Genomic DNA, 17,975 nt, shown 5'->3' on the forward strand with positions numbered 1-17,975 from the left:
CCTCACCCTAACCCTCTCCCAAAGGGAGAGGGGACTGATTGGGGGATGCTTGAAATCGACGCCGACCTGAGCGCCCTTTACCGAATCCAGAGATGCGATTCAAACCATAAGCGCTGGGGTATCTCAGGTCGATGTATACGGGAGACACCTCGATCGGCCCCCTCTCCCTCTGGGAGAGGGCTGGGGTGAGGGCAACAGAAGTTCACCGACCATGTCAGATTCTGTCGCAAATGCCCTTGCCGGCCGATACCAATCAATGCCACGGTCTCGGCTATGATTCGCCCGGGTCGCTGCGATTGATCCGGCACAGTGTGTGCATCCTCAAGGTTCACAGGTCGGCAACCCCTCCCCGTCGGGCGAGGATTGCCGTATAACGAGTGACATTCGCGTGTTTGGTAATAAAGGACCCACAATAAAAGCTGATGAAGACTCCAAAACGCATTGAACCCCTGATCGAGGACGGTCTGGTCGACGAAGTGCTGCGCCCACTGATGAGTGGCAAAGAGGCAGCTGTTTATGTAGTGCGCTGCGGCAATCAGTTACGTTGCGCCAAGGTCTACAAGGAGGCGAATAAACGCAGTTTCCGCCAGGCAGCCGAGTATCAGGAAGGCCGCAAGGTTCGTAACAGCCGTCAGGCGCGGGCCATGGCGAAGGGGTCCAAGTTCGGTCGCAAAGAGACCGAAGACGCCTGGCAGAACGCCGAAGTGGCGGCGCTGTTCCGTCTGGCCGGCGCCGGTGTGCGAGTGCCCAAACCCTATGACTTCCTCGACGGCGTGCTGTTGATGGAGCTGGTGGCCGACGAATTCGGCGACGCCGCGCCGCGTCTGAACGACGTGGTACTGGAGCCGGATCAGGCGCGCGAGTATCACGCGTTCCTGATTTCGCAGATCGTGCTGATGTTGTGTACCGGTCTGGTGCACGGTGACCTCTCCGAGTTCAACGTGCTGCTGACCCCGACCGGCCCGGTCATCATCGACCTGCCCCAGGCAGTCGACGCTGCGGGTAACAACCACGCGTTCAGCATGCTCGAGCGTGACGTTGGCAACATGGCTTCGTACTTCGGCCGTTTCGCGCCGGAATTGAAGAAGACCAAATATGCCAAGGAAATGTGGGCGTTGTACGAAGCCGGCACCTTGCACCCGAACAGTGTGCTGACCGGCGAGTTCGACGATCCGGAGGACCTGGCCGATGTTGGCGGGGTGCTGCGCGAAATCGAAGCGGCGCGCCTCGACGAGGAACGCAAGCAGGCCATTCGCGCGGCGGACGACGCGCCGAAAGGCAAACACGAAGAACCGCCTCCACCGCCGTGGATGCAGTGATCGCGTGATGAAAAATCCGGCTTCGGCCGGGTTTTTTGTTTGAGTCAAAAAGCACCCTCACCCCAGCCCTCTCCCGGAGGGAGAGGGGGCCGACCGAGGTGTCTTGAGCCATACATCGACCTGAAAAAACCGAGTCGATCATGGATTCAAAGAAAAACGTTCAGGTCGGTGTATTTCCCAAATATCCCCCAATCGGTCCCTCTCCCGGAGGGAGAGGGGGCCGACCGAGGTGTCTTTAGCCATACATCGACCTGAAAAAACCGAGTCGATTATGGATTCAAAGAAAAACGTTCAGGTCGGTGTATCTCCCAAATATCCCCCAATCAGTCCCCTCTCCCTTTGGGAGAGGGCTAGGGTGAGGGGGCTTTCGGATCCTGGCTTATTCGCGTCTACTGTCCAGCGCTCCAACCACACTCAAGGACTGAATGTGATCACCCCAAGCAACACCCACCTGATCGTAACCGCCCGGCTGATCTCCGATTTCGGCGCCTTCCTCAACATGGTCGCGCTGGCCACCTACGTCTACCTGCTGAGCAACAGCGCCATGAGCGTCGGCATTTTCCTTGCCAGCCGTGTCGGTGGCGGAATCTTCGCCAGTCTGATCGGCACACGCTTCTACCGGCGCTGGCAGGGCCGCGCGTCGCTGATTGCTTTCGATCTGTTGCGCGCCGCACTGCTGGGGCTGCTGTTGATCACACCGGCGAGTCAGCAGGCATGGCTGTTGCCCTTCATTGCCTTCGGCCTCGGCTTGGGCAATTCGATGTTCGCCATCGGCCTCAACAGCCAATTGCCGCGCTTGATCGCGCCGGCGCAGTTGCTCAAGGCCAATGCCTGGATCACCTCAGCCTCTTCAGCCGCCATGGTCGGCGGCAGTCTGGTGTCGGGGTTGCTGGTGGCTGCTTTCGGTTTTGAAACGGTCTTCGCCCTCAACGCGCTGACCTATTTGCTCGCCGCGCTGCTGATCATGCCGCTGCGTTTCGAAAAAACCGATGTCAGCGAACAGCCGGAGCGTGGTGAATGGTTTGCGCTGCGGCAAGGCCTGCGTTCGGTGCCAGTGGTCGCGGCCATGCTCGCGGTGACCATGGCCGACACCTTGGGCAGTGCCGCGCATAACGTCGGCTTCCCGATCATTTCGAAACTGCTCACGCCCGAGGCGGCGAGTACGACCTTGGGCCTGGCGCTTGCGGTATGGGCCAGCGGCAAACTGCTCGGCGCGCGCATCGCCAGTCACCTCAAGGGCTCGGAGAACAGCCACCTCGAAAGACGATTTTTCTGCGGCGTGGCGCTGATGTCCTGCGGGTTCATTCTGATGTTCCAGCAGCACAGCCTCGTGGGGCTGCTGCTGTTCGCCTTGCCGGCCGGGCTTGGTGACGGGGTTTCCGAAGTCAGCCTGATGTCACGGCTGCAACGGGAACCTGCGGCTTTGCGCCTGCCGATTTTCAGCGTGCTGACCTTGCTGCAGATGACCGGATTCGGCATCGGCATGCTGGTCGCCGCGCCGTTCTACGCATGGTGGACGCCGGGGGCCGTGGTCATGCTGTTCCACTGCATTCCCCTCGGCACCCTGTGCTTGGTGACGCTGTTGCGGATCAGGCGCGAGCGGGTTGCGCGCAGCAGCCCGACGCCAGCTCCTTGAGGATCGGGCAATCCGGGCGATGGTCGCCGCTGCAATGCTCGACCAGATCCTGCAGGGTGTCGCGCAACTCGCCGAGCTCGCGGATCTTTCGGTTCAGCTCATCGATGTGCTGGCGCGCCAGGGCCTTCACGTCGGCGCTGGCGCGCTGGCGATCCTGCCAGAGGGTCAGCAGCTTGCCGACCTCTTCCAGAGAAAAGCCCAGATCCCGCGAACGCTTGATGAACGCCAGGGTGTGCAGGTCATCGCTGCCGTACACACGGTAACCGCTGTCAGTGCGATTGGCCGCTTTGAGCAGGCCGATCGACTCGTAGTAACGAATCATTTTTGCACTCAGGCCACTTTGTCGAGCCGCTTGGCCGATGTTCATCGGTGTTCCTCCAGGTCCTTGGGTTTCCAGGTTTTCAACAGTAGCGCATTGCTCACCACGCTGACGCTCGACAGCGCCATCGCCGCGCCGGCCAGCACCGGATTGAGGAAACCGAACACCGCCAGCGGAATGCCGATCAGGTTGTAGACAAAGGCCCAGAACAGGTTCTGGCGAATCTTTGCGTAGGTCTTGCGGCTGATCTCCAGCGCTGCCGGCACCAGCCGCGGATCGCCGCGCATCAAGGTGATGCCGGCCGCATGCATGGCGACGTCGGTGCCGCCGCCCATGGCGATGCCGATGTCGGCGGCGGCGAGGGCCGGGGCGTCGTTGATACCATCGCCGACCATGGCGACCACGCCGGTTTTCTTCAGCTCGGCGACGGTCGCGGCCTTGTCGGCAGGCAGCACTTCGGCGTGGACATTTTGGATGCCCAGAGCCTCGGCCACCACCCGTGCGCTGCCGCGATTGTCGCCGGTCAGCAGGTGGCTCTGGATATCCCGCGCGGCGAGTTGTTGCACCGCTTGCAGAGCGCCGGGTTTCAGCGTGTCACCGAAGGCGAACAGGCCCAGCACCTTCGGCTGAGGACTTTGTTCAATCAGCCACGACAGTGTCCGACCTTCGCGTTCCCACGCTTCGGCGGATGTGCTCAATTCACCGGCACTCAAGGCGCTTTCGTCGAGCATCCGCCGATTGCCCAGCGCCAGGCGCCGGCCATCCAGCGTGCCGGCGATGCCGCGTCCGGTCAGCGCCTGGCTGTCGCTGACGTCGGGCACGTTCAAACCGCGTTCGGCGGCTGCATCCAGCACGGCTTTGGCCAACGGATGCTCGCTGCCGCGCTGCAAGGCACCGGCCAGTGTCAGCAGATTGTTTTCGTCGCCATCGACCGCGCTGAAGTGCGCGATACGCGGCGCACCCGAGGTCAGCGTGCCGGTCTTGTCGAACACCACACTGCTGACTTCATGGGCGCGTTCCAGCGCTTCGGCATCCTTGATCAGAATGCCGTGGCGTGCGGCGACGCCGGTGCCGGCCATGATCGCCGTCGGGGTGGCGAGGCCGAGGGCGCACGGGCAAGCGATTACCAGCACAGCGACGGCATTGATCACCGCCGTTTCCAGCGGTGCGCCGTACAGCCACCAGCCGATCAGCGTGGCCAGGGCGATCAGCAATACGGTGGGGACGAAGATCTGGCTGACCTTATCGACCAGTTTCTGGATCGGCGCTTTCGCCGCTTGCGCGTCTTCGACCAGACGAATGATCCGCGCCAGCACGGTTTCCGCGCCGAGGGCCTGGGTGCGCACCAGCAAACGACCCTCGCCATTGATGGCGCCGCCGGTGACCTTGTCGCCCGCTTGTTTCGGCACTGGCAGGCTTTCGCCGCTGATCAGCGCTTCGTCGGCGTGGCTCTGGCCTTCGACGACTTCGCCATCCACCGGGAAGCGTTCGCCGGGTTTGACCAGCACCAGATCGTCGAGGCGCAGGGCGCTGATCGCAACGTCTTGCTCACGCCCGTCGATAACTTGAATCGCGCGCTCCGGCCGCAACGCTTCGAGGGCGCGAATGGCGCTGGCGGTCTGGCGTTTGGCGCGGCTTTCGAGATATTTGCCGAGCAATACCAAAGCGATGACCACCGCCGAGGCCTCGAAATACAGATGCGGCATGCGTCCGGCCGCGCTGGCCCATTCATAGACACTCAGGCCATAACCGGCGCTGGTGCCGAGGGCGACGAGCAGGTCCATGTTGCCGGCGCCGGCGCGCACGGCTTTCCACGCCGCCACATAAAAGCGTGCGCCGAAGATGAATTGCACGGGGGTGGCGAGGGCGAATTGCACCCAGGCCGGGAGCATCCAGTGAATGCCGAACGGCTGCAGCAACATCGGCAACACCAGCGGCAGAGCGAGGGCGATCGCGCAGATCAATGCCCAGCGCTCGCGATGCAGGCGTTTTTGCTGGTCATCGGACTGTGGCCGTTCAGCTTGCCAGACGCTGGCCGAGTAACCGGCCTTGCTCACCGCGTCGAGCAGGGTTTGCGTATCGACCTGGCCGAGCAATTCGAGGTGCGCACGTTCGTTGGCCAGATTGACACTGACGCTGCTCACGCTTGGGACTTTGCTCAGGGCACGTTCAACGCGACCGACGCAGGACGCGCAGGTCATGCCGTCGATGCTCAATTCGACGGTTTGCCGGGGCACGCTGTAACCGGCGCGCTCCACGGCTTGCATCAGCGCCGGCAGGCTGTCGCCGGGTGCCTGCACCCGGGCCTGTTCGGTGGCGAGGTTGACGCTGACGGCACTGGCGCCGCTGACCTTGCGCAGCGCCCGCTCGACACGCCCGGCGCAACTGGCGCAGGTCATGCCGGCAATCGGCAGATCGAAAGTGGTGGATTCGGACATCGGTCGCGCTCCCTGTAGTGGATGTCTACAGGATCAACCTTGCCACGCGGGCAAGGTCAAGCACCATTCTTGTGGGAGCGAGCCTGCTCGCGAATGCGGTGCATCATTCAGCAATCATGTTGGCTGACCCGGCGCTTTCGCGAGCAGGCTCGCTCCCACAGGTCGAGGCGGTTGCTCAATAACCCAGTCCTGCAGGTTTCAGGTACACGCCTTCGGCATTCATCGCCAGGCGAAACTTCAGTACATCGCCGGCATGCAGCACGACTTCCTGCGAGCCCGGCGCCAGCATGCCGGGGTTGCAACCCGGTGCCTGGCCCGGCAGCAGTTTCAAGCGCAGCGAAACCTTGCCCGGCGGCAGGTTGAACGACGTGCTCTGTTCCTGGAACAGGCGCGCCGAGAGCTGGTCCTGGATGTACACGCCGATTTCGCACGAGGTCGCCACTTCGAGGCGCTCGCGGGAAATGATCAGTACCGCGTAATCCTCGCCGGCGGCTTGCACCTGCGGGACGGCGGCGAAAAGGCTGAGCAAGCCAAACAGGCTCAAAGCTGACCAGCGCATGGCTGAACCTCCTGAATTCGAGTCATTGATGCACGCAGCTTGGCCGAGCACGGCGCCGAATGCCAGCCCGGCAGTTTTTCGCAGAACTTGACCTTGCCATCGTGGCAAGCTCGAGACTGCCGACAACCTCACTCAAAGGAGTCTTCCCATGCAAGTGTTCAACGTTCAAGGCATGTCCTGCGGTCATTGCGTCAAAGCCATCACCACTGCGGTGCAGGCCCTGGATCCGGCTGCCAGTGTGCGCGTCGATCTAGCGGCCAAGGAAGTCGGCGTCGAAAGCGCGCTGAGTGCCGACCAGGTGATCGAAGCGATTCGCGAAGAGGGTTATGAGGTGAAGCTCGTCTGAAATTGATCGTTAGCGAGCTATCGGAATGTTCAAGGCGTCCGGGCGCGGCTAGACTGTCGTGCTGCGACTTGCCCACCTGGATGCCTGATGAACTTCCGCACGATTTTGATACTCGGCGCCTTGAGCGCCTTCGGTCCTTTGGCGATCGACTTCTATTTGCCTGCCTTTCCGGCCATGGCGCTGGCGTTCGGCACTGATGAGCAGCATGTCCAGCTGACGCTGGCGGCGTACTTCCTCGGTCTGTCGCTGGGCCAATTGGCTTACGGGCCGATTTCCGATCGTTTCGGCCGGCGGCTTCCGCTGCTCAGCGGCGTTGCTCTGTTCACCCTGGCGTCACTAGCCTGCGCCTACGCGCCAAGTCTGGAATGGTTGATCGGCGCGCGCTTCGTCCAGGCACTCGGTGGTTGTGCGGGCATGGTGATTTCCCGTGCGGTGGTTGCCGACAAGTGCGACGCGGTGGGCTCGGCGAAGGTGTTTTCGCAACTGATGCTGGTGATGGGCCTGGCGCCGATTCTGGCGCCGATGCTCGGTGGTCTGCTGGTCAACACCACGGGTTGGCAGTCGATCTTTCTGGTCCTGACCGGGTTCAGTGCGGCGGCGGGTCTGGCGGTGGCATTGGGGCTGCCGGAAAGCATGCCGGCCCACGTGCCGCGTCAGCCGTTGTCCGGTGCATTGCGCCAGTACGGGCGACTGGTCAAGGATTCGGTCTACCTCGGCCACGCCCTGACCGGCGGCATCGCCATCGCCGGCATGTTCGCTTACATCGCCGGTTCACCGTTTGTGTTCATCAAGCTCTACGGTGTACCCGCCGAGCACTTCGGCTGGCTGTTCGGCACCAACGCGGCGGGCTTCATTCTGGTGGCGCAGGTCAATGCGCGTCTGCTGGCCAAGCGTGGTCCGGCATTTTTGCTGGTGCGCGCGGTGTGGGTGTACTTCCTCGCCGGGCTGACGTTGCTGGCGGTGAGCGCGATGCGTCCAGAGGCATTGTGGCCGTTGCTGATTCCGCTGTTCATCTGCATTGCCAGCCTCGGCTGCATCATTCCCAACGCCTCGGCTTGCGCAATGAACGGTCAGGGCGCCCGCGCCGGCAGTGCGTCGGCGATGCTCGGTTGCCTGCAATTCAGCATCGCCGCCGGTGCCGCCGCGTTGGTGGGGGTGTTACACGATGGCAGCGCCGTGCCGATGGCCATGGTCATCAGCCTGTGCGGTCTGCTGGTGGTGAGCGTCGCGCTGCTCACCCGGCGCTTGCAGAATGCCCGGGCGCTGGCGCAAGCCCAGGTCTGAACGCTCGACTTTGGAACTCAGCCGGCGGCGCGCTGCTGGCTGGGTTCGGGAATCCGGTGGGGCGCGCAGAGTCGCGCTTCGAGGGTGCGAGTGAAGGCCAGAGCCTCGGCTTCACTGCGAAAGGTCACGACGTGCTGGTCCAGGCGCACCTGCCATTGAGACTTTGCCACTTCTTTTATCAGGATCTTCATTGCTGACCTCCCTTGCGTAAAAGATGTATCGCAGAGGCTTCGATTGTAGACCTCGATACCCGCGCAATTGTGACAAGGGTCAAGCAACCGACTGACGGCAAAAAGCCCCGCAACCGCTCTGGCATCACGAGCGTTTGCGAGGCTTTATTTTTTTAGAAACCTTCTAAAACAATTTTCCCCTTGGCCTTGCCGCTTTCCAGCAGCTCATGGGCGCGGCGCAGGTTGGCGGCGTTGATCGCGCCGAAGTGCTCGCCCAAAGTCGTTTTCAAAGTGCCGGCGTCAATCAGCTCTGCGACGCGGTTGAGCAGCTTGTGCTGTTCGATCATGTCCGGCGTTTCGAACAGCGAGCGGGTGTACATGAACTCCCAGTGCAGCGACAGGCTCTTGCGCTTGAGCAGGCTGATGTCGAGGGACTTCGGATCGTCGATCAGCGCCAGCTTGCCTTGCGGTGCGAGGGCTTCGACCAGTTGCGCCAGATGCTGATCGGTCTGGGTGAGACTGGCGACGTGGGTCACGCTGGCGATGCCGGCGCGCTTCAATTCTTCGCTCAGCGGCTGGCTGTGATCGATGACCAGATCGGCACCGAGTTCACTGACCCAGTCACGGGTTTGTGGGCGCGAAGCGGTGCCGATCACTTTCAGACCGGTCAACTGTTTGGCCAATTGGGTCAGGATCGAACCCACGCCGCCCGCCGCACCAACGATCAGCAGGCTCTGGCCTTGATCATTGCTGCCTTCGCTGATTTGCAGGCGCTCGAAAAGCAATTCCCACGCAGTGATCGCAGTCAGCGGCAGCGCAGCGGCTTCGGCAAAACCGAGGGACTTGGGCATGTGGCCGACGATGCGCTCATCGACCACGTGCAACTCGCTGTTGCCACCAGCCCGGGCAATCGAACCGGCGTAAAACACCTTGTCGCCCGCCTTGAACAGGGTGACGTCGCTGCCGACCGCCTTGACCACACCGGCAACGTCCCAGCCCAGCACTTTCGCCGCGCCGTTTTCCGGCGCCACGTTCTGCCGCACTTTGGTGTCGACCGGGTTGACCGAGATGGCTTTGACTTCCACCAAGAGGTCGCGCGGGCCGGCGACCGGTTCTGGCAGTTCAATGTCTTGCAGGGACTTGGCGTCGCTGATCGGCAGGGACGCGTAATAGGCAATGGCTTTCATAAGTGGCTCCGTACAGTTGATAGAAGGAGTAATCAGGCAATCGCGCCGAGACGCTTGAGCTGGAAGTGTTCGATGGTGTGGCCGGCGCTGGCCTGAAACTTCTGAAAATGCGCGCTGGCGTTGTGCGCCTCAAGAATCTCGTCACTGGCCCACTGTTCGATGACATAAAAAACCTGTGGATCGGCAAGGTCGCGGTGCAGGTCATACTGGCCACAACCCGGCTCGGCGCGGCTCGGTTCGACAAGGGCACGCAGCGCCTGTTCGAGAACGTCCTGCTGGCCGGGCTTGGCGGTCAGAGTAGCAATAGCGGTAAAGGGCTGTGACATGCGCGGACTCCAGAGAATCGGGATGAATTTGTCGGAGGCCATCATTGGCTATTTCTCTGCGCGATAAAACCGGCTAAAAGAGCAGTCTCTTTCAATATTTTTTTGATAATCGAGGCTGCGCATGCTGCGTTTTGATGATTTGCAGTTGTTTGTCCGCGCGGCGGATCTGGGCAGCCTGTCGGCGGCGGCACGGGTGATGGACATGTCTGCGGCGGTGGCCAGCGCGGCCTTGAAGCGCATCGAGCAGCAACTCGGTGCGCGGCTGCTGGCGCGGTCGACCCGCAGCCTGCGCCTCACCGCCGAGGGCGAAGGCTTCCTCGAATATGCCCGCGCCGCCCTGAGCAATCTCGACGAGGGGCGTCGACTGCTCGCCAGCGGTCAGGATCAGGTCAGCGGGATTTTGCAACTGTCGGCGCCTTCGGATTTCGGGCGCAATCTGCTGCTGCCGTGGCTCGACGCGTTTCAGCGTGAGCACCCTAAGCTGACGGTGCGCCTGCTGCTTGGCGACCGCATCGCCGACCTGTTCCGGCAGCCGGTGGACATCGCCCTGCGCTATGGCGAGCCGGAGGACTCCAGCCTGATCGCCTTGCCCATCGCACCGCACAATCGCCGCGTGTTGTGCGCATCTCCTGACTATCTGGCCCGGCATGGCGAGCCGCGCCAGCTCGAGCAACTGGCCCAGCACAACTGCCTTTTGTACATGCTCGGCAGCCGCGTCCACGACCACTGGAGTTTTCACGATGGCAAGCGCGAAGTCGGCCTGACCGTGAGTGGCGACCGCTTCAGCGATGACGCCGACGTCGTGCGGCTATGGGCGTTGGCCGGTGCCGGCATTGCCTACAAATCCTGGCTGGACGTCGGCACCGATGTGCTCGCCGGGCGCCTCAAGGTGCTGATGCCGGAACTGCTGTGTGAGCGCGCACCGCTGAATCTGTTGTGCGCCCATCGCGCACAATTGAGTAAGCCGGTGAACCTGCTGAGGGAGATGCTCGCCAGTCGTTGCGCCGAATTGAGTAGTCAATTTCCCGCTTTTCTCAAAGTCGATCATTAGTCGCAGGCAAATAGAGAAATTTCTGTCAGGAACAATCGCCACCTGCGCAGGCCCAGGCGCAGGACGTCTGGCTTAACCCGCTTATACTAGCGCCCGCCTCATGCCTGCACTGACACCCGGCGCGCAGACCCCGTAACGCGTTGCCGGCTTTTGGTGACGGTTGCTACTTCTGCTGCCAGGTTGTGTGCCGGAGCAGCTGGTGTCGGTGGCATCCCTTGCCACCGATCCCGGGCGATTTTCGCGTGTTGGCCGATGCCCTATAAGCGGCCAAGATGTCTCCGAGCGGTAGACGATACGATTCAACAGGGAGTGAACATATGGAACATGCACCGTGCATCAGCCAGATCGCGACATTGCTGGCCGACCCCAAGCGCAGCGCGATGATGTGGGCGTTGATGGATGGCTCGGCGCGGCAAGCCGAAGAGCTGGCGCTGCTGGCCGGGCTCTCGCCGTCGTCGGCCAGTGCGCATCTGGGGCGACTGTCCGCAGGGGGTCTGTTGAACGTCGAAATGCGTGGGCGCAAACGCTTCTTTCGCCTGGCAGCGCCGGAAATCGGCGCGGCGATCGAAGCTTTGGCCAGCGCCACCATTGCCAGCGCGCCACGGCAAGTGCCCGCTGCGCTGAAACGCACCACGCCGATGGTCAGGCCGCAGGCGGCGCCGTCTTCGCTGTTGCGCGCGCGGTTCTGCGACGACCATCTGGGCGGCACCCTGGCGGCCGACCTGTATCAGCGCCTGCTCGATGCCGGCTGGATCGAACAGCTTGAACAGCGGGTGGTGGTGACGCACAAGGGTTCCACCCAACTGGCGCAGCGCGGTGTGTTCATCCAGGCCCTGGCCCACCGCAACGTGCAGGTCGCCTGCGCCTGCCCGGACTGGAGCGAGCGTCGTCCGCACATGGGCGGCTCACTGGGTGCGGCGCTGTTGCAGTTGTTCATGCAGTCCGGCTGGCTGACCTTGCCCAACGATTCCCGCGCCTTGCAGTTGACCGCCACCGGTCAGCGCGAAATCCATCGCTTTGCCAAGGAAACCGAGCTGGAAACAGCATTCTAGAGCGCTGCTCTGCAATGAGCTGGCGGGCAGCGTCGCGCACGACTGTGAACAGGTCGCATCCAGTACGACCTCCGAATGACCATCACGCACACTCGATCCGGGGAATTTTTCGGATGGGGGAGCGCAACATGAATACACAACACTTCAGTGCGGCTGAGCGCCTGGAACGGCTACCGCTCAGTGGTTATCACCGCGTCATTTTCATCATCATTGCGCTGGCGTTTTTCTTCGATTCCATGGATCTGGCGATGATGACGTTCCTGCTCGGCTCGATCAAAGCCGAGTTCGGCCTGAGCAGTGCGCAAGCCGGCCTGCTCGCCAGCTCAAGCTTTTTCGGCATGGTGCTGGGGGCGTCGTTGTCAGGGATGCTCGCCGACCGCTTCGGGCGCAAACCGGTGTTTCAGTGGAGCATCGTGTTGTGGGGCGTGGCCAGTTACCTCTGTTCGACAGCGCAGACGGTGGAGACATTGACGCTGTTCCGCATCCTGCTGGGGATCGGCATGGGCATGGAGTTTCCCATCGCACAGTCGATGCTGTCGGAATTGATTCCGGCGCAACGACGCGGGCGCTACATCGCCCTGATGGACGGCTTCTGGCCGCTGGGGTTTGTCGCGGCGGGCGTGCTCTCGTACTTCCTGCTGCCGCTGATTGGCTGGCGCGATATCTTCCTGGTACTGGCGGTGCCTGCGGTATTTGTCCTGGCGATCCGCTTTTTCATCCCTGAGTCACCGCGATGGCTGGAACAGGCCGGGCGCGACGCCGACGCGGACAAAGTGTTGAACGGCATTGAAGCGCGGGTGCGTGCTTCGCTGGGCGGTGCGGCGTTACCGGAACCGGTTCGTTTGCCACGCACGGTGACGCCACCGGGCAATTTCTTCTCGGCACTCAAGCAGATCTGGTCGCCGCAATATCGCCAGCGCACGACGATGATCTGGAGCCTGTGGTTCTTCGCATTGCTGGGGTTCTACGGGCTGACTTCCTGGCTCAGCGCATTGCTGCAACAGTCGGGTTTCGCCGTGACGCAATCGGTGTATTACACCGTGCTGATCTCGCTCGGCGGGATTCCCGGCTTCCTCATGGCGGCGTGGCTGGTCGAGCGTTGGGGGCGCAAACCGGTGTGCATCGTCACCCTGCTCGGCGGCGGGGTGATGGCGTTTCTGTATGGGCAGAGCGCGGTGTTCGGCGGCAACGTGGCGCTGCTGATCGGTACCGGATTGTTGATGCAGTTTTTCCTGTTCGGCATGTGGGCGGTGCTCTACACCTACACGCCGGAGCTGTACCCGACTTCGGCACGGGCAACCGGCTCGGGATTCGCCTCGGCGATCGGCCGCGTCGGCTCACTGCTCGGGCCACTGGTGACTGGGCTGGTGTTCCCGATTACCGGGCAGGGCGGGGTGTTCGCGCTGGGCGCGGCGTGCTTTGCGATAGCGGCGGGCGTGGTGTGGCTGTTCGGGATGGAGACGCGGGGCAAGACCTTGGAAGAGCTTACCGAGTGAACATCGATATGAATGTGGGAGCGAGCCTGCTCGCGAAAGCGGTGTTTCATTCAACGAAAATGTTGACTGACTCTCCCTCTTCGCGAGCAGGCTCGCTCCCACATTGGTTTTGCGGTGTTGCTTACGGTTTCACCAACCGCGCATCCAGGCTGTTCTGCGCCAGGCGCTTGGCCTGATCCTGGGTCATCCCCAGATGCTCGTGCAGCGCATGGAAGTTCTCGGTCACGTACCCGCCGAAATACGCCGGGTCATCGGAGTTCACCGTGACCTTCACGCCGCGCTCGAGCATGTCGAGGATGTTGTGCTGCGACATGTGATCGAACACGCAGAGCTTGGTGTTCGACAGCGGGCACACGGTCAGCGGAATCTGCTCGTCGATGATCCGCTGCATCAGGCGCTCGTCTTCGATGGCGCGCACGCCATGGTCGATGCGCTGGATTTTCAGCAGGTCGATGGCTTCCCAGATGTACTCCGGCGGGCCTTCTTCACCGGCGTGGGCGACGGTGAGGAAGCCTTCGTCGCGGGCGCGATCGAAGACACGTTTGAACTTGCTCGGCGGATGGCCCATCTCGGAACTGTCGAGCCCGACCGCGACAAACGCATCACGGAACGGCAGCGCCTGATCGAGGGTTTTCTGCGCTTCGTCTTCGCTGAGGTGGCGCAGGAAGCTGAGGATCAAACCGCTGCTGATGCCCAGTTGCGTCTCGCCATCCTTGAGGGCGGCGGCGATGCCGTTGAGCACCACTTCGAACGGGATGCCCCGGTCGGTGTGAGTCTGCGGATCGAAGAACGGTTCGGTATGAATCACGTTCTGTGCTTTGCAGCGCAGCAGGTAGGCCCAGGTCAGGTCGTAGAAATCCTGCGAGGTGCGCAGCACATCGGCGCCCTGGTAATACAGGTCGAGAAATTCCTGCAGATTGTTGAAGGCGTAGGCCTTGCGCAGGGTTTCGACGTCGCTCCACGGCAGGGCGATCTTGTTGCGTTCGGCCAGGGCGAACAGCAGTTCAGGCTCCAGCGAACCTTCCAGATGCAGGTGCAGTTCGGCTTTGGGCAGGGCGTTGAGCCAGTCGTACATAGTCTTTTCTCATCAGGTGCAATGCCGGCATTCTACAGAGGCTGGCCGCAACAATTGGCAAAACCTGACCAGGTGATCGATCAAACCGCCTCTTGCTCGCGACGATAGGCATAGGTATCGGCGAAGCGCGACAGCAGGAATTGCGCACAGGTGGTGGTCGGATATTTCGCCGGGTGCTGTGCGTCCTGGCAACCGGGCAGGCATTCGATGCGCGTGTCCGGGTGCGGTTCGGCGAAGAACGGCATCGAATAGCGATCCACACCCAGCGGGCTGATCACCCGGTGCGGCGTCGAGCGATAACGGTCGTTGCTCCAGCGCGCCATCATGTCGCCTAGGTTGACCACGAACGTGCCGTCAATCGGTGGCGCGTCGATCCATTCACCATTGACGTTCTTCACCTGCAAACCGCCGGCGCTGTCCTGATAGAGCAGGGTGATGCAGCCGTAATCGGTATGGGCCCCGGCACCTTGTTGCTCGGCGGAGCTGGCGGTGTGACGCGGCGGATAATGGATCATGCGCAACACGCTGACCGGGTCGACAAAGCGCGAATCGAAGAAGTCGCGCTCGATGCCCAGCGCAATGGTCATCGCCCGCAACAGGGTTTGCGCCAGCGCCTGCATGTCGAGGTAATGCTGCTCCATCAGGGCTTCCCAGCCGGGTTGCGCCGGATGCCGATTGGGGCCGCGCAAGGGTTTTTCCGCGAGCACCTCGGGATGCTCGTTCGGCAGGTGCAGGCCCATGTCGAAGGTTTCTTTCAGATCGCTGGGTTTGTCCGGGTCCAACTGCTCGGTGGCGATCGCACCGTAGCCGCGATGATGGCGGGTCTGGGTGATGTCGATCTTGAGTTTTTCTGCGGCGGGCAAGGCAAAGAAGCGCTGGGCGTGATCGAGCAGGGCGTCGATGCGCTGCGCCGAGATCGGATGGCCCTTGATGTAGAAAAAACCCCATTCGCGACAGGCTTGGTCGATTTGTTCGGCCACCGCAGGCCAGGCGTTTTCGTCGTCGCTATAGAGCGGGCTGATATCAATGATCGGAAGCTGATCCATACACAATCCTTGAATACGCTGTGTTTCCAATGTGGGAGCGAGCCTGCTCGCGAAGAGGGAGTGTCAGACAACATTTTTGTTTAATGACACACCGCTTTCGCGAGCAGGCTCGCTCCCACAGGGTTCTGTGTGGTGAATCGGGGGACTACTTCGGCATCTCGGCCTTCATGCCCTCAACGTAATAATTCATCGAAGCCAGTTCCGCATTGGTCGCGCTCACGCCCGCGGGGATTTTTTCCACACCGGCCTGATCCTTGATCGGCCCGGTAAACGGCTGCAATGCGCCGCTCTTGATGTCGGCGATCAACTGCTCGGCTTCGGCTTTCACCGGCGCCGGCACCAGATCGCTGATCGGCAGTTCCACCGTGCCTTCCTTCAACCCGCCCCAGTAATCCTGGGATTTCCAGGTGTGGTCGATCACGCTCTGCGTCGCTTGAATATAGTGTGGCGCCCAGTCGTTGACGATCGAGGTCAGCACCGCTTTGGGGCCGAAGTGGGCCATGTCCGAGGCATAGCCCACGGCATACACGCCGCGCCGTTCGGCAGCCTGAATCGGCGCCGGGCTGTCGGTGTGCTGGAACACCACGTCGACACCTTGATCGATCAGCGCGTTGGCGGCGTCGGCTTCCTTACCCGGATCGAACCAGGAGTTGACCCACACCACTTTGATTTCGGTGCCAGGGTTGTACTTGTTCAAGGCCAACTGGATGGCGTTGATGTCGCGGATCACTTCCGGAATCGGGAACGAGGCGACGTAGCCGATCTTCTTGGTCTTGGTCATCTTCGCCGCGAGGAAACCGCCGACGTAACGGCCCTCGTAAGTGCGCGCCAGGTAGGTGCCGAGGTTCTTGTCCTGCTTGTAGCCGGTTGCGTGTTCGAAAGTGACCTTGGGGAATTGCTTGGCGACTTTCACTGTCGGGTTCATGTAGCCGAAAGACGTGGTGAAGATCAGGTCGTATTTGTCCTTGGCCATGTTGCGGATCACCCGCTCGGCGTCAGCGCCCTCGGCGACGTTTTCCACGTAGTTGGTGGTGATCTGCGTGCCGAGTTTTTCCGCCAGGGCCTTGCGCCCCTGTTCGTGCTGATACGTCCAGCCGTGGTCACCGATCGGGCCGATGTAGACGAAACCGACCTTCAGCGGATCGGCAGCGCTGGCGCTCAGGCTGATTCCCAGACCGATGGCGGCGTACAGCAGTTTGTGCAGCGGACGTATTGGCATGAACCCGAACTCCATTTTGTTGTGTGTGCCCAGGGCCAATGCAAATTGCTGACCAACAGGACAACAAACACATTTGAAAACGCGGCGCGGCCTTCGCGAGCAGGCTCGCTCCCACAGGGACGCATTTCAATGTGGGAGCGAGCCTGCTCGCGAAGAGGCCGGCAAGGCCAATAAAAGTGCATGCCTGAATCCAGCTGCCATCGCGTGGTGCGCAAAGATGTAACGAAACGTTAGCGCCGCGCGGCAGTCAGTAGCTTCATCAGCTCTTTTCGGCAAAAGGCCCGTCATGCTCTCGATCCTCAAACAAGAAAGCTTCCTGCTGCTGGCAGTCCTTGCCGCGTGCGTCGCTTATCCACTGGAACATTGGATGCTGCACAGCGGCCAGATCGTCGCGCTGGGCGGCGGCCTGCTGCTGATCGCCTTTATCGTCGCCGCTTCGATGCGCGTCGCCCATCACGCCGAATTGCTCGCGGAAAAGGTCGGCGATCCCTACGGGACGATGATCCTGACATTGTCGGCGGTGCTGGTCGAAGTGGTGATCCTGGCGATCATGATGAGCAACGAAGCCTCGGCGACGCTGGTGCGCGACACGATCTATTCAGCGGTCATGCTCGACATCAACGGCATCCTCGGCCTCGCCGCACTGATGGGCGGGATCAAACACGGCGAGCAGTCCTACAACGACGACTCGGCGCGCAGCTACAGCGTGATGATCCTCACTGCGATGGGCGTGTCGATGGTGGTCCCGGAGTTCATTCCCGAGGCCAACTGGAAGATGTATTCGGCGTTCACCATTGGCGCGATGATGGTGCTCTACGCGCTGTTCCTGCGCATGCAGGTCGGCCCGCACAGTTACTTTTTCAGCTACAGCTATCCGGACAAACGGCGCAAGAAGGAGCCGGTCGAGCAGGAGCCGAAGCCGGTAAGCCTGGCGCTGTCGATCGGCATTCTGGTGTCGGGGGTAGTGATCATCGGCGCACTGGCCGAGGTGATGTCCAAGACTCTCGATCTGGGCCTGGAAGGCACGGGCGCGCCGCCGGTGATCACGGCGATTCTGGTGGCAGCGATTTCCGCCGCGCCGGAGATTCTCACCGCACTGCGTGCGGCACTGGCCAATCGCATGCAGTCGGTGGTCAACATTGCGATGGGCGCGTCACTGTCGACGGTGATTCTGACCGTACCGGTGATGGAAGCGATGGCGCTGTACACCGGCCAGCCGTTTCAAATGGCGATGACCCCAGTGCAAACGGTGATGATCTTCATCACCCTGATCGTCAGCGCGATCAACCTCAATGACGGCGAGACCAACGCCATTGAGGGGATGACGCACTTTGTACTGTTTGCCACGTTCATCATGCTGTCGCTACTGGGCCTTTAGGGCTGACAGATACCCATGTGGGAGCGAGCCTGCTCGCGAAAACGGTGTGTCATCCAACAAACATGTTGTCTGAC

At 61.7% G+C, this 17,975-nt stretch carries 17 protein-coding genes; 8 read left to right on the plus strand and 9 right to left on the minus strand.

The genetic code is table 11. The features are described 5' to 3' along the window. Positions 1-422 precede the first annotated feature (422 nt). Together ND528_RS19570 and ND528_RS19575 are read left to right on the plus strand one after the other, a co-directional pair. Entirely contained in the window at positions 423-1,319 is an 897-nt protein-coding gene (locus tag ND528_RS19570; RefSeq protein WP_263470967.1) for a PA4780 family RIO1-like protein kinase, read from the plus strand. Between the two features lie 427 nt (positions 1,320-1,746). Continuing rightward, complete coding sequence (locus tag ND528_RS19575; RefSeq protein ID WP_263470968.1) at positions 1,747-2,955, plus strand: MFS transporter; 1,209 nt, start codon at positions 1,747-1,749, stop codon at positions 2,953-2,955. Here the strand turns inward: ND528_RS19575 and cueR are convergent. The 3 genes from cueR to ND528_RS19590 form a co-directional block, all read right to left on the minus strand. Continuing rightward, on the minus strand, positions 2,909-3,322 hold the full coding sequence (cueR, locus tag ND528_RS19580) for a Cu(I)-responsive transcriptional regulator (RefSeq protein WP_130912910.1): 414 nt from the start codon (positions 3,320-3,322) through the stop codon (positions 2,909-2,911). The two genes, ND528_RS19575 and cueR, sit on opposite strands and share 47 nt — an antisense overlap. After that, the gene (gene cueA, locus ND528_RS19585; RefSeq protein ID WP_263470969.1) at positions 3,319-5,712 is read right to left on the minus strand and encodes a copper resistance metal-translocating P1-type ATPase CueA; all 2,394 of its coding nucleotides are present in this window, start codon (positions 5,710-5,712) and stop codon (positions 3,319-3,321) included. The genes cueR and cueA overlap by 4 nt, the downstream gene beginning before the upstream one ends. Positions 5,713-5,887: 175 nt before the next feature. Beyond that, complete coding sequence (locus ND528_RS19590) at positions 5,888-6,271, minus strand: hypothetical protein (protein ID WP_125917565.1); 384 nt, start codon at positions 6,269-6,271, stop codon at positions 5,888-5,890. 148 nt (positions 6,272-6,419) lie between these two features. Between ND528_RS19590 and ND528_RS19595 the strand changes: the two genes are divergently transcribed. Further along, positions 6,420-6,617 (plus strand): cation transporter, encoded by a 198-nt coding sequence (locus tag ND528_RS19595; RefSeq protein WP_056787762.1) that lies wholly within the window; start codon positions 6,420-6,422, stop codon positions 6,615-6,617. An 87-nt stretch (positions 6,618-6,704) separates the two neighbouring features. Next, on the plus strand, positions 6,705-7,901 hold the full coding sequence (locus tag ND528_RS19600; protein ID WP_130912907.1) for a multidrug effflux MFS transporter: 1,197 nt from the start codon (positions 6,705-6,707) through the stop codon (positions 7,899-7,901). A 17-nt stretch (positions 7,902-7,918) separates the two neighbouring features. On the opposite strand, the gene ND528_RS19605 is transcribed toward ND528_RS19600, so the two are convergent. From ND528_RS19605 to ND528_RS19615, 3 genes are all read right to left on the minus strand, one after another. Next, entirely contained in the window at positions 7,919-8,092 is a 174-nt protein-coding gene (locus tag ND528_RS19605) for a hypothetical protein (RefSeq protein WP_016771823.1), read from the minus strand. A 152-nt stretch (positions 8,093-8,244) separates the two neighbouring features. Beyond that, positions 8,245-9,258: a zinc-binding alcohol dehydrogenase family protein gene (locus ND528_RS19610; RefSeq protein WP_212615237.1), complete on the minus strand. Its 1,014-nt coding sequence runs from the start codon at positions 9,256-9,258 to the stop codon at positions 8,245-8,247. Positions 9,259-9,290: 32 nt separating this feature from the next. Continuing rightward, positions 9,291-9,584 (minus strand): putative quinol monooxygenase, encoded by a 294-nt coding sequence (locus tag ND528_RS19615; RefSeq protein ID WP_130912905.1) that lies wholly within the window; start codon positions 9,582-9,584, stop codon positions 9,291-9,293. A gap of 121 nt (positions 9,585-9,705) precedes the next feature. Here ND528_RS19615 and ND528_RS19620 point away from each other — a divergent pair, with 121 nt between their 5' ends. The 3 genes from ND528_RS19620 to ND528_RS19630 all read left to right on the plus strand — a co-directional run bounded on the left by ND528_RS19620 (position 9,706) and on the right by ND528_RS19630 (position 13,183). Further along, positions 9,706-10,635 carry a LysR family transcriptional regulator gene (locus ND528_RS19620; RefSeq protein ID WP_137215918.1) on the plus strand — a complete coding sequence of 310 codons (930 nt, stop codon included), beginning with the start codon at positions 9,706-9,708 and terminating at the stop codon, positions 10,633-10,635. A 317-nt stretch (positions 10,636-10,952) separates the two neighbouring features. After that, a complete protein-coding gene (locus ND528_RS19625) occupies positions 10,953-11,687 on the plus strand; it encodes an ArsR/SmtB family transcription factor (RefSeq protein WP_137215919.1) in 735 nt (244 codons plus the stop codon). Between the two features lie 128 nt (positions 11,688-11,815). Continuing rightward, entirely contained in the window at positions 11,816-13,183 is a 1,368-nt protein-coding gene (locus ND528_RS19630) for an MFS transporter (RefSeq protein ID WP_263470970.1), read from the plus strand. A gap of 121 nt (positions 13,184-13,304) precedes the next feature. Here the strand turns inward: ND528_RS19630 and ND528_RS19635 are convergent, their stop codons facing one another. From ND528_RS19635 to ND528_RS19645, 3 genes are all read right to left on the minus strand, one after another. Continuing rightward, the gene (locus ND528_RS19635; protein ID WP_024011466.1) at positions 13,305-14,258 is read right to left on the minus strand and encodes an adenosine deaminase; all 954 of its coding nucleotides are present in this window, start codon (positions 14,256-14,258) and stop codon (positions 13,305-13,307) included. An 80-nt stretch (positions 14,259-14,338) separates the two neighbouring features. Next, positions 14,339-15,304 carry a 2-oxoglutarate and iron-dependent oxygenase domain-containing protein gene (locus ND528_RS19640; RefSeq protein WP_263470971.1) on the minus strand — a complete coding sequence of 322 codons (966 nt, stop codon included), beginning with the start codon at positions 15,302-15,304 and terminating at the stop codon, positions 14,339-14,341. 145 nt (positions 15,305-15,449) lie between these two features. Next, positions 15,450-16,523, minus strand: coding sequence for a BMP family ABC transporter substrate-binding protein (locus ND528_RS19645; protein ID WP_016771815.1), 1,074 nt, complete (start codon positions 16,521-16,523; stop codon positions 15,450-15,452). A 286-nt stretch (positions 16,524-16,809) separates the two neighbouring features. Between ND528_RS19645 and ND528_RS19650 the strand changes: the two genes are divergently transcribed. Continuing rightward, positions 16,810-17,901 (plus strand): calcium:proton antiporter, encoded by a 1,092-nt coding sequence (locus tag ND528_RS19650; RefSeq protein ID WP_130912899.1) that lies wholly within the window; start codon positions 16,810-16,812, stop codon positions 17,899-17,901. Positions 17,902-17,975 lie beyond the last annotated feature (74 nt).

This window comes from Pseudomonas mercuritolerans (assembly GCF_025706525.1).
In the GTDB taxonomy this organism is placed as follows: Bacteria; Pseudomonadota; Gammaproteobacteria; order Pseudomonadales; family Pseudomonadaceae; genus Aquipseudomonas; species Aquipseudomonas mercuritolerans.

Excerpts from the sequence above, each read along its gene's own strand:
- ND528_RS19615 (WP_130912905.1), bottom strand. The coding sequence starts at position 9,584 with ATGTCACAGCCCTTTACCGCTATTGCTACTCTGACCGCCAAGCCCGGC.
- ND528_RS19610 (WP_212615237.1), bottom strand. The coding sequence starts at position 9,258 with ATGAAAGCCATTGCCTATTACGCGTCCCTGCCGATCAGCGACGCCAAG.
- cueA (WP_263470969.1), bottom strand. The coding sequence starts at position 5,712 with ATGTCCGAATCCACCACTTTCGATCTGCCGATTGCCGGCATGACCTGC.
- ND528_RS19620 (WP_137215918.1), top strand. The coding sequence starts at position 9,706 with ATGCTGCGTTTTGATGATTTGCAGTTGTTTGTCCGCGCGGCGGATCTG.
- ND528_RS19645 (WP_016771815.1), bottom strand. The coding sequence starts at position 16,523 with ATGCCAATACGTCCGCTGCACAAACTGCTGTACGCCGCCATCGGTCTG.
- ND528_RS19625 (WP_137215919.1), top strand. The coding sequence starts at position 10,953 with ATGGAACATGCACCGTGCATCAGCCAGATCGCGACATTGCTGGCCGAC.
- ND528_RS19605 (WP_016771823.1), bottom strand. The coding sequence starts at position 8,092 with ATGAAGATCCTGATAAAAGAAGTGGCAAAGTCTCAATGGCAGGTGCGC.
- ND528_RS19650 (WP_130912899.1), top strand. The coding sequence starts at position 16,810 with ATGCTCTCGATCCTCAAACAAGAAAGCTTCCTGCTGCTGGCAGTCCTT.
- ND528_RS19630 (WP_263470970.1), top strand. The coding sequence starts at position 11,816 with ATGAATACACAACACTTCAGTGCGGCTGAGCGCCTGGAACGGCTACCG.
- ND528_RS19640 (WP_263470971.1), bottom strand. The coding sequence starts at position 15,304 with ATGGATCAGCTTCCGATCATTGATATCAGCCCGCTCTATAGCGACGAC.
- ND528_RS19600 (WP_130912907.1), top strand. The coding sequence starts at position 6,705 with ATGAACTTCCGCACGATTTTGATACTCGGCGCCTTGAGCGCCTTCGGT.
- cueR (WP_130912910.1), bottom strand. The coding sequence starts at position 3,322 with ATGAACATCGGCCAAGCGGCTCGACAAAGTGGCCTGAGTGCAAAAATG.
- ND528_RS19595 (WP_056787762.1), top strand. The coding sequence starts at position 6,420 with ATGCAAGTGTTCAACGTTCAAGGCATGTCCTGCGGTCATTGCGTCAAA.
- ND528_RS19635 (WP_024011466.1), bottom strand. The coding sequence starts at position 14,258 with ATGTACGACTGGCTCAACGCCCTGCCCAAAGCCGAACTGCACCTGCAT.
- ND528_RS19590 (WP_125917565.1), bottom strand. The coding sequence starts at position 6,271 with ATGCGCTGGTCAGCTTTGAGCCTGTTTGGCTTGCTCAGCCTTTTCGCC.
- ND528_RS19570 (WP_263470967.1), top strand. The coding sequence starts at position 423 with ATGAAGACTCCAAAACGCATTGAACCCCTGATCGAGGACGGTCTGGTC.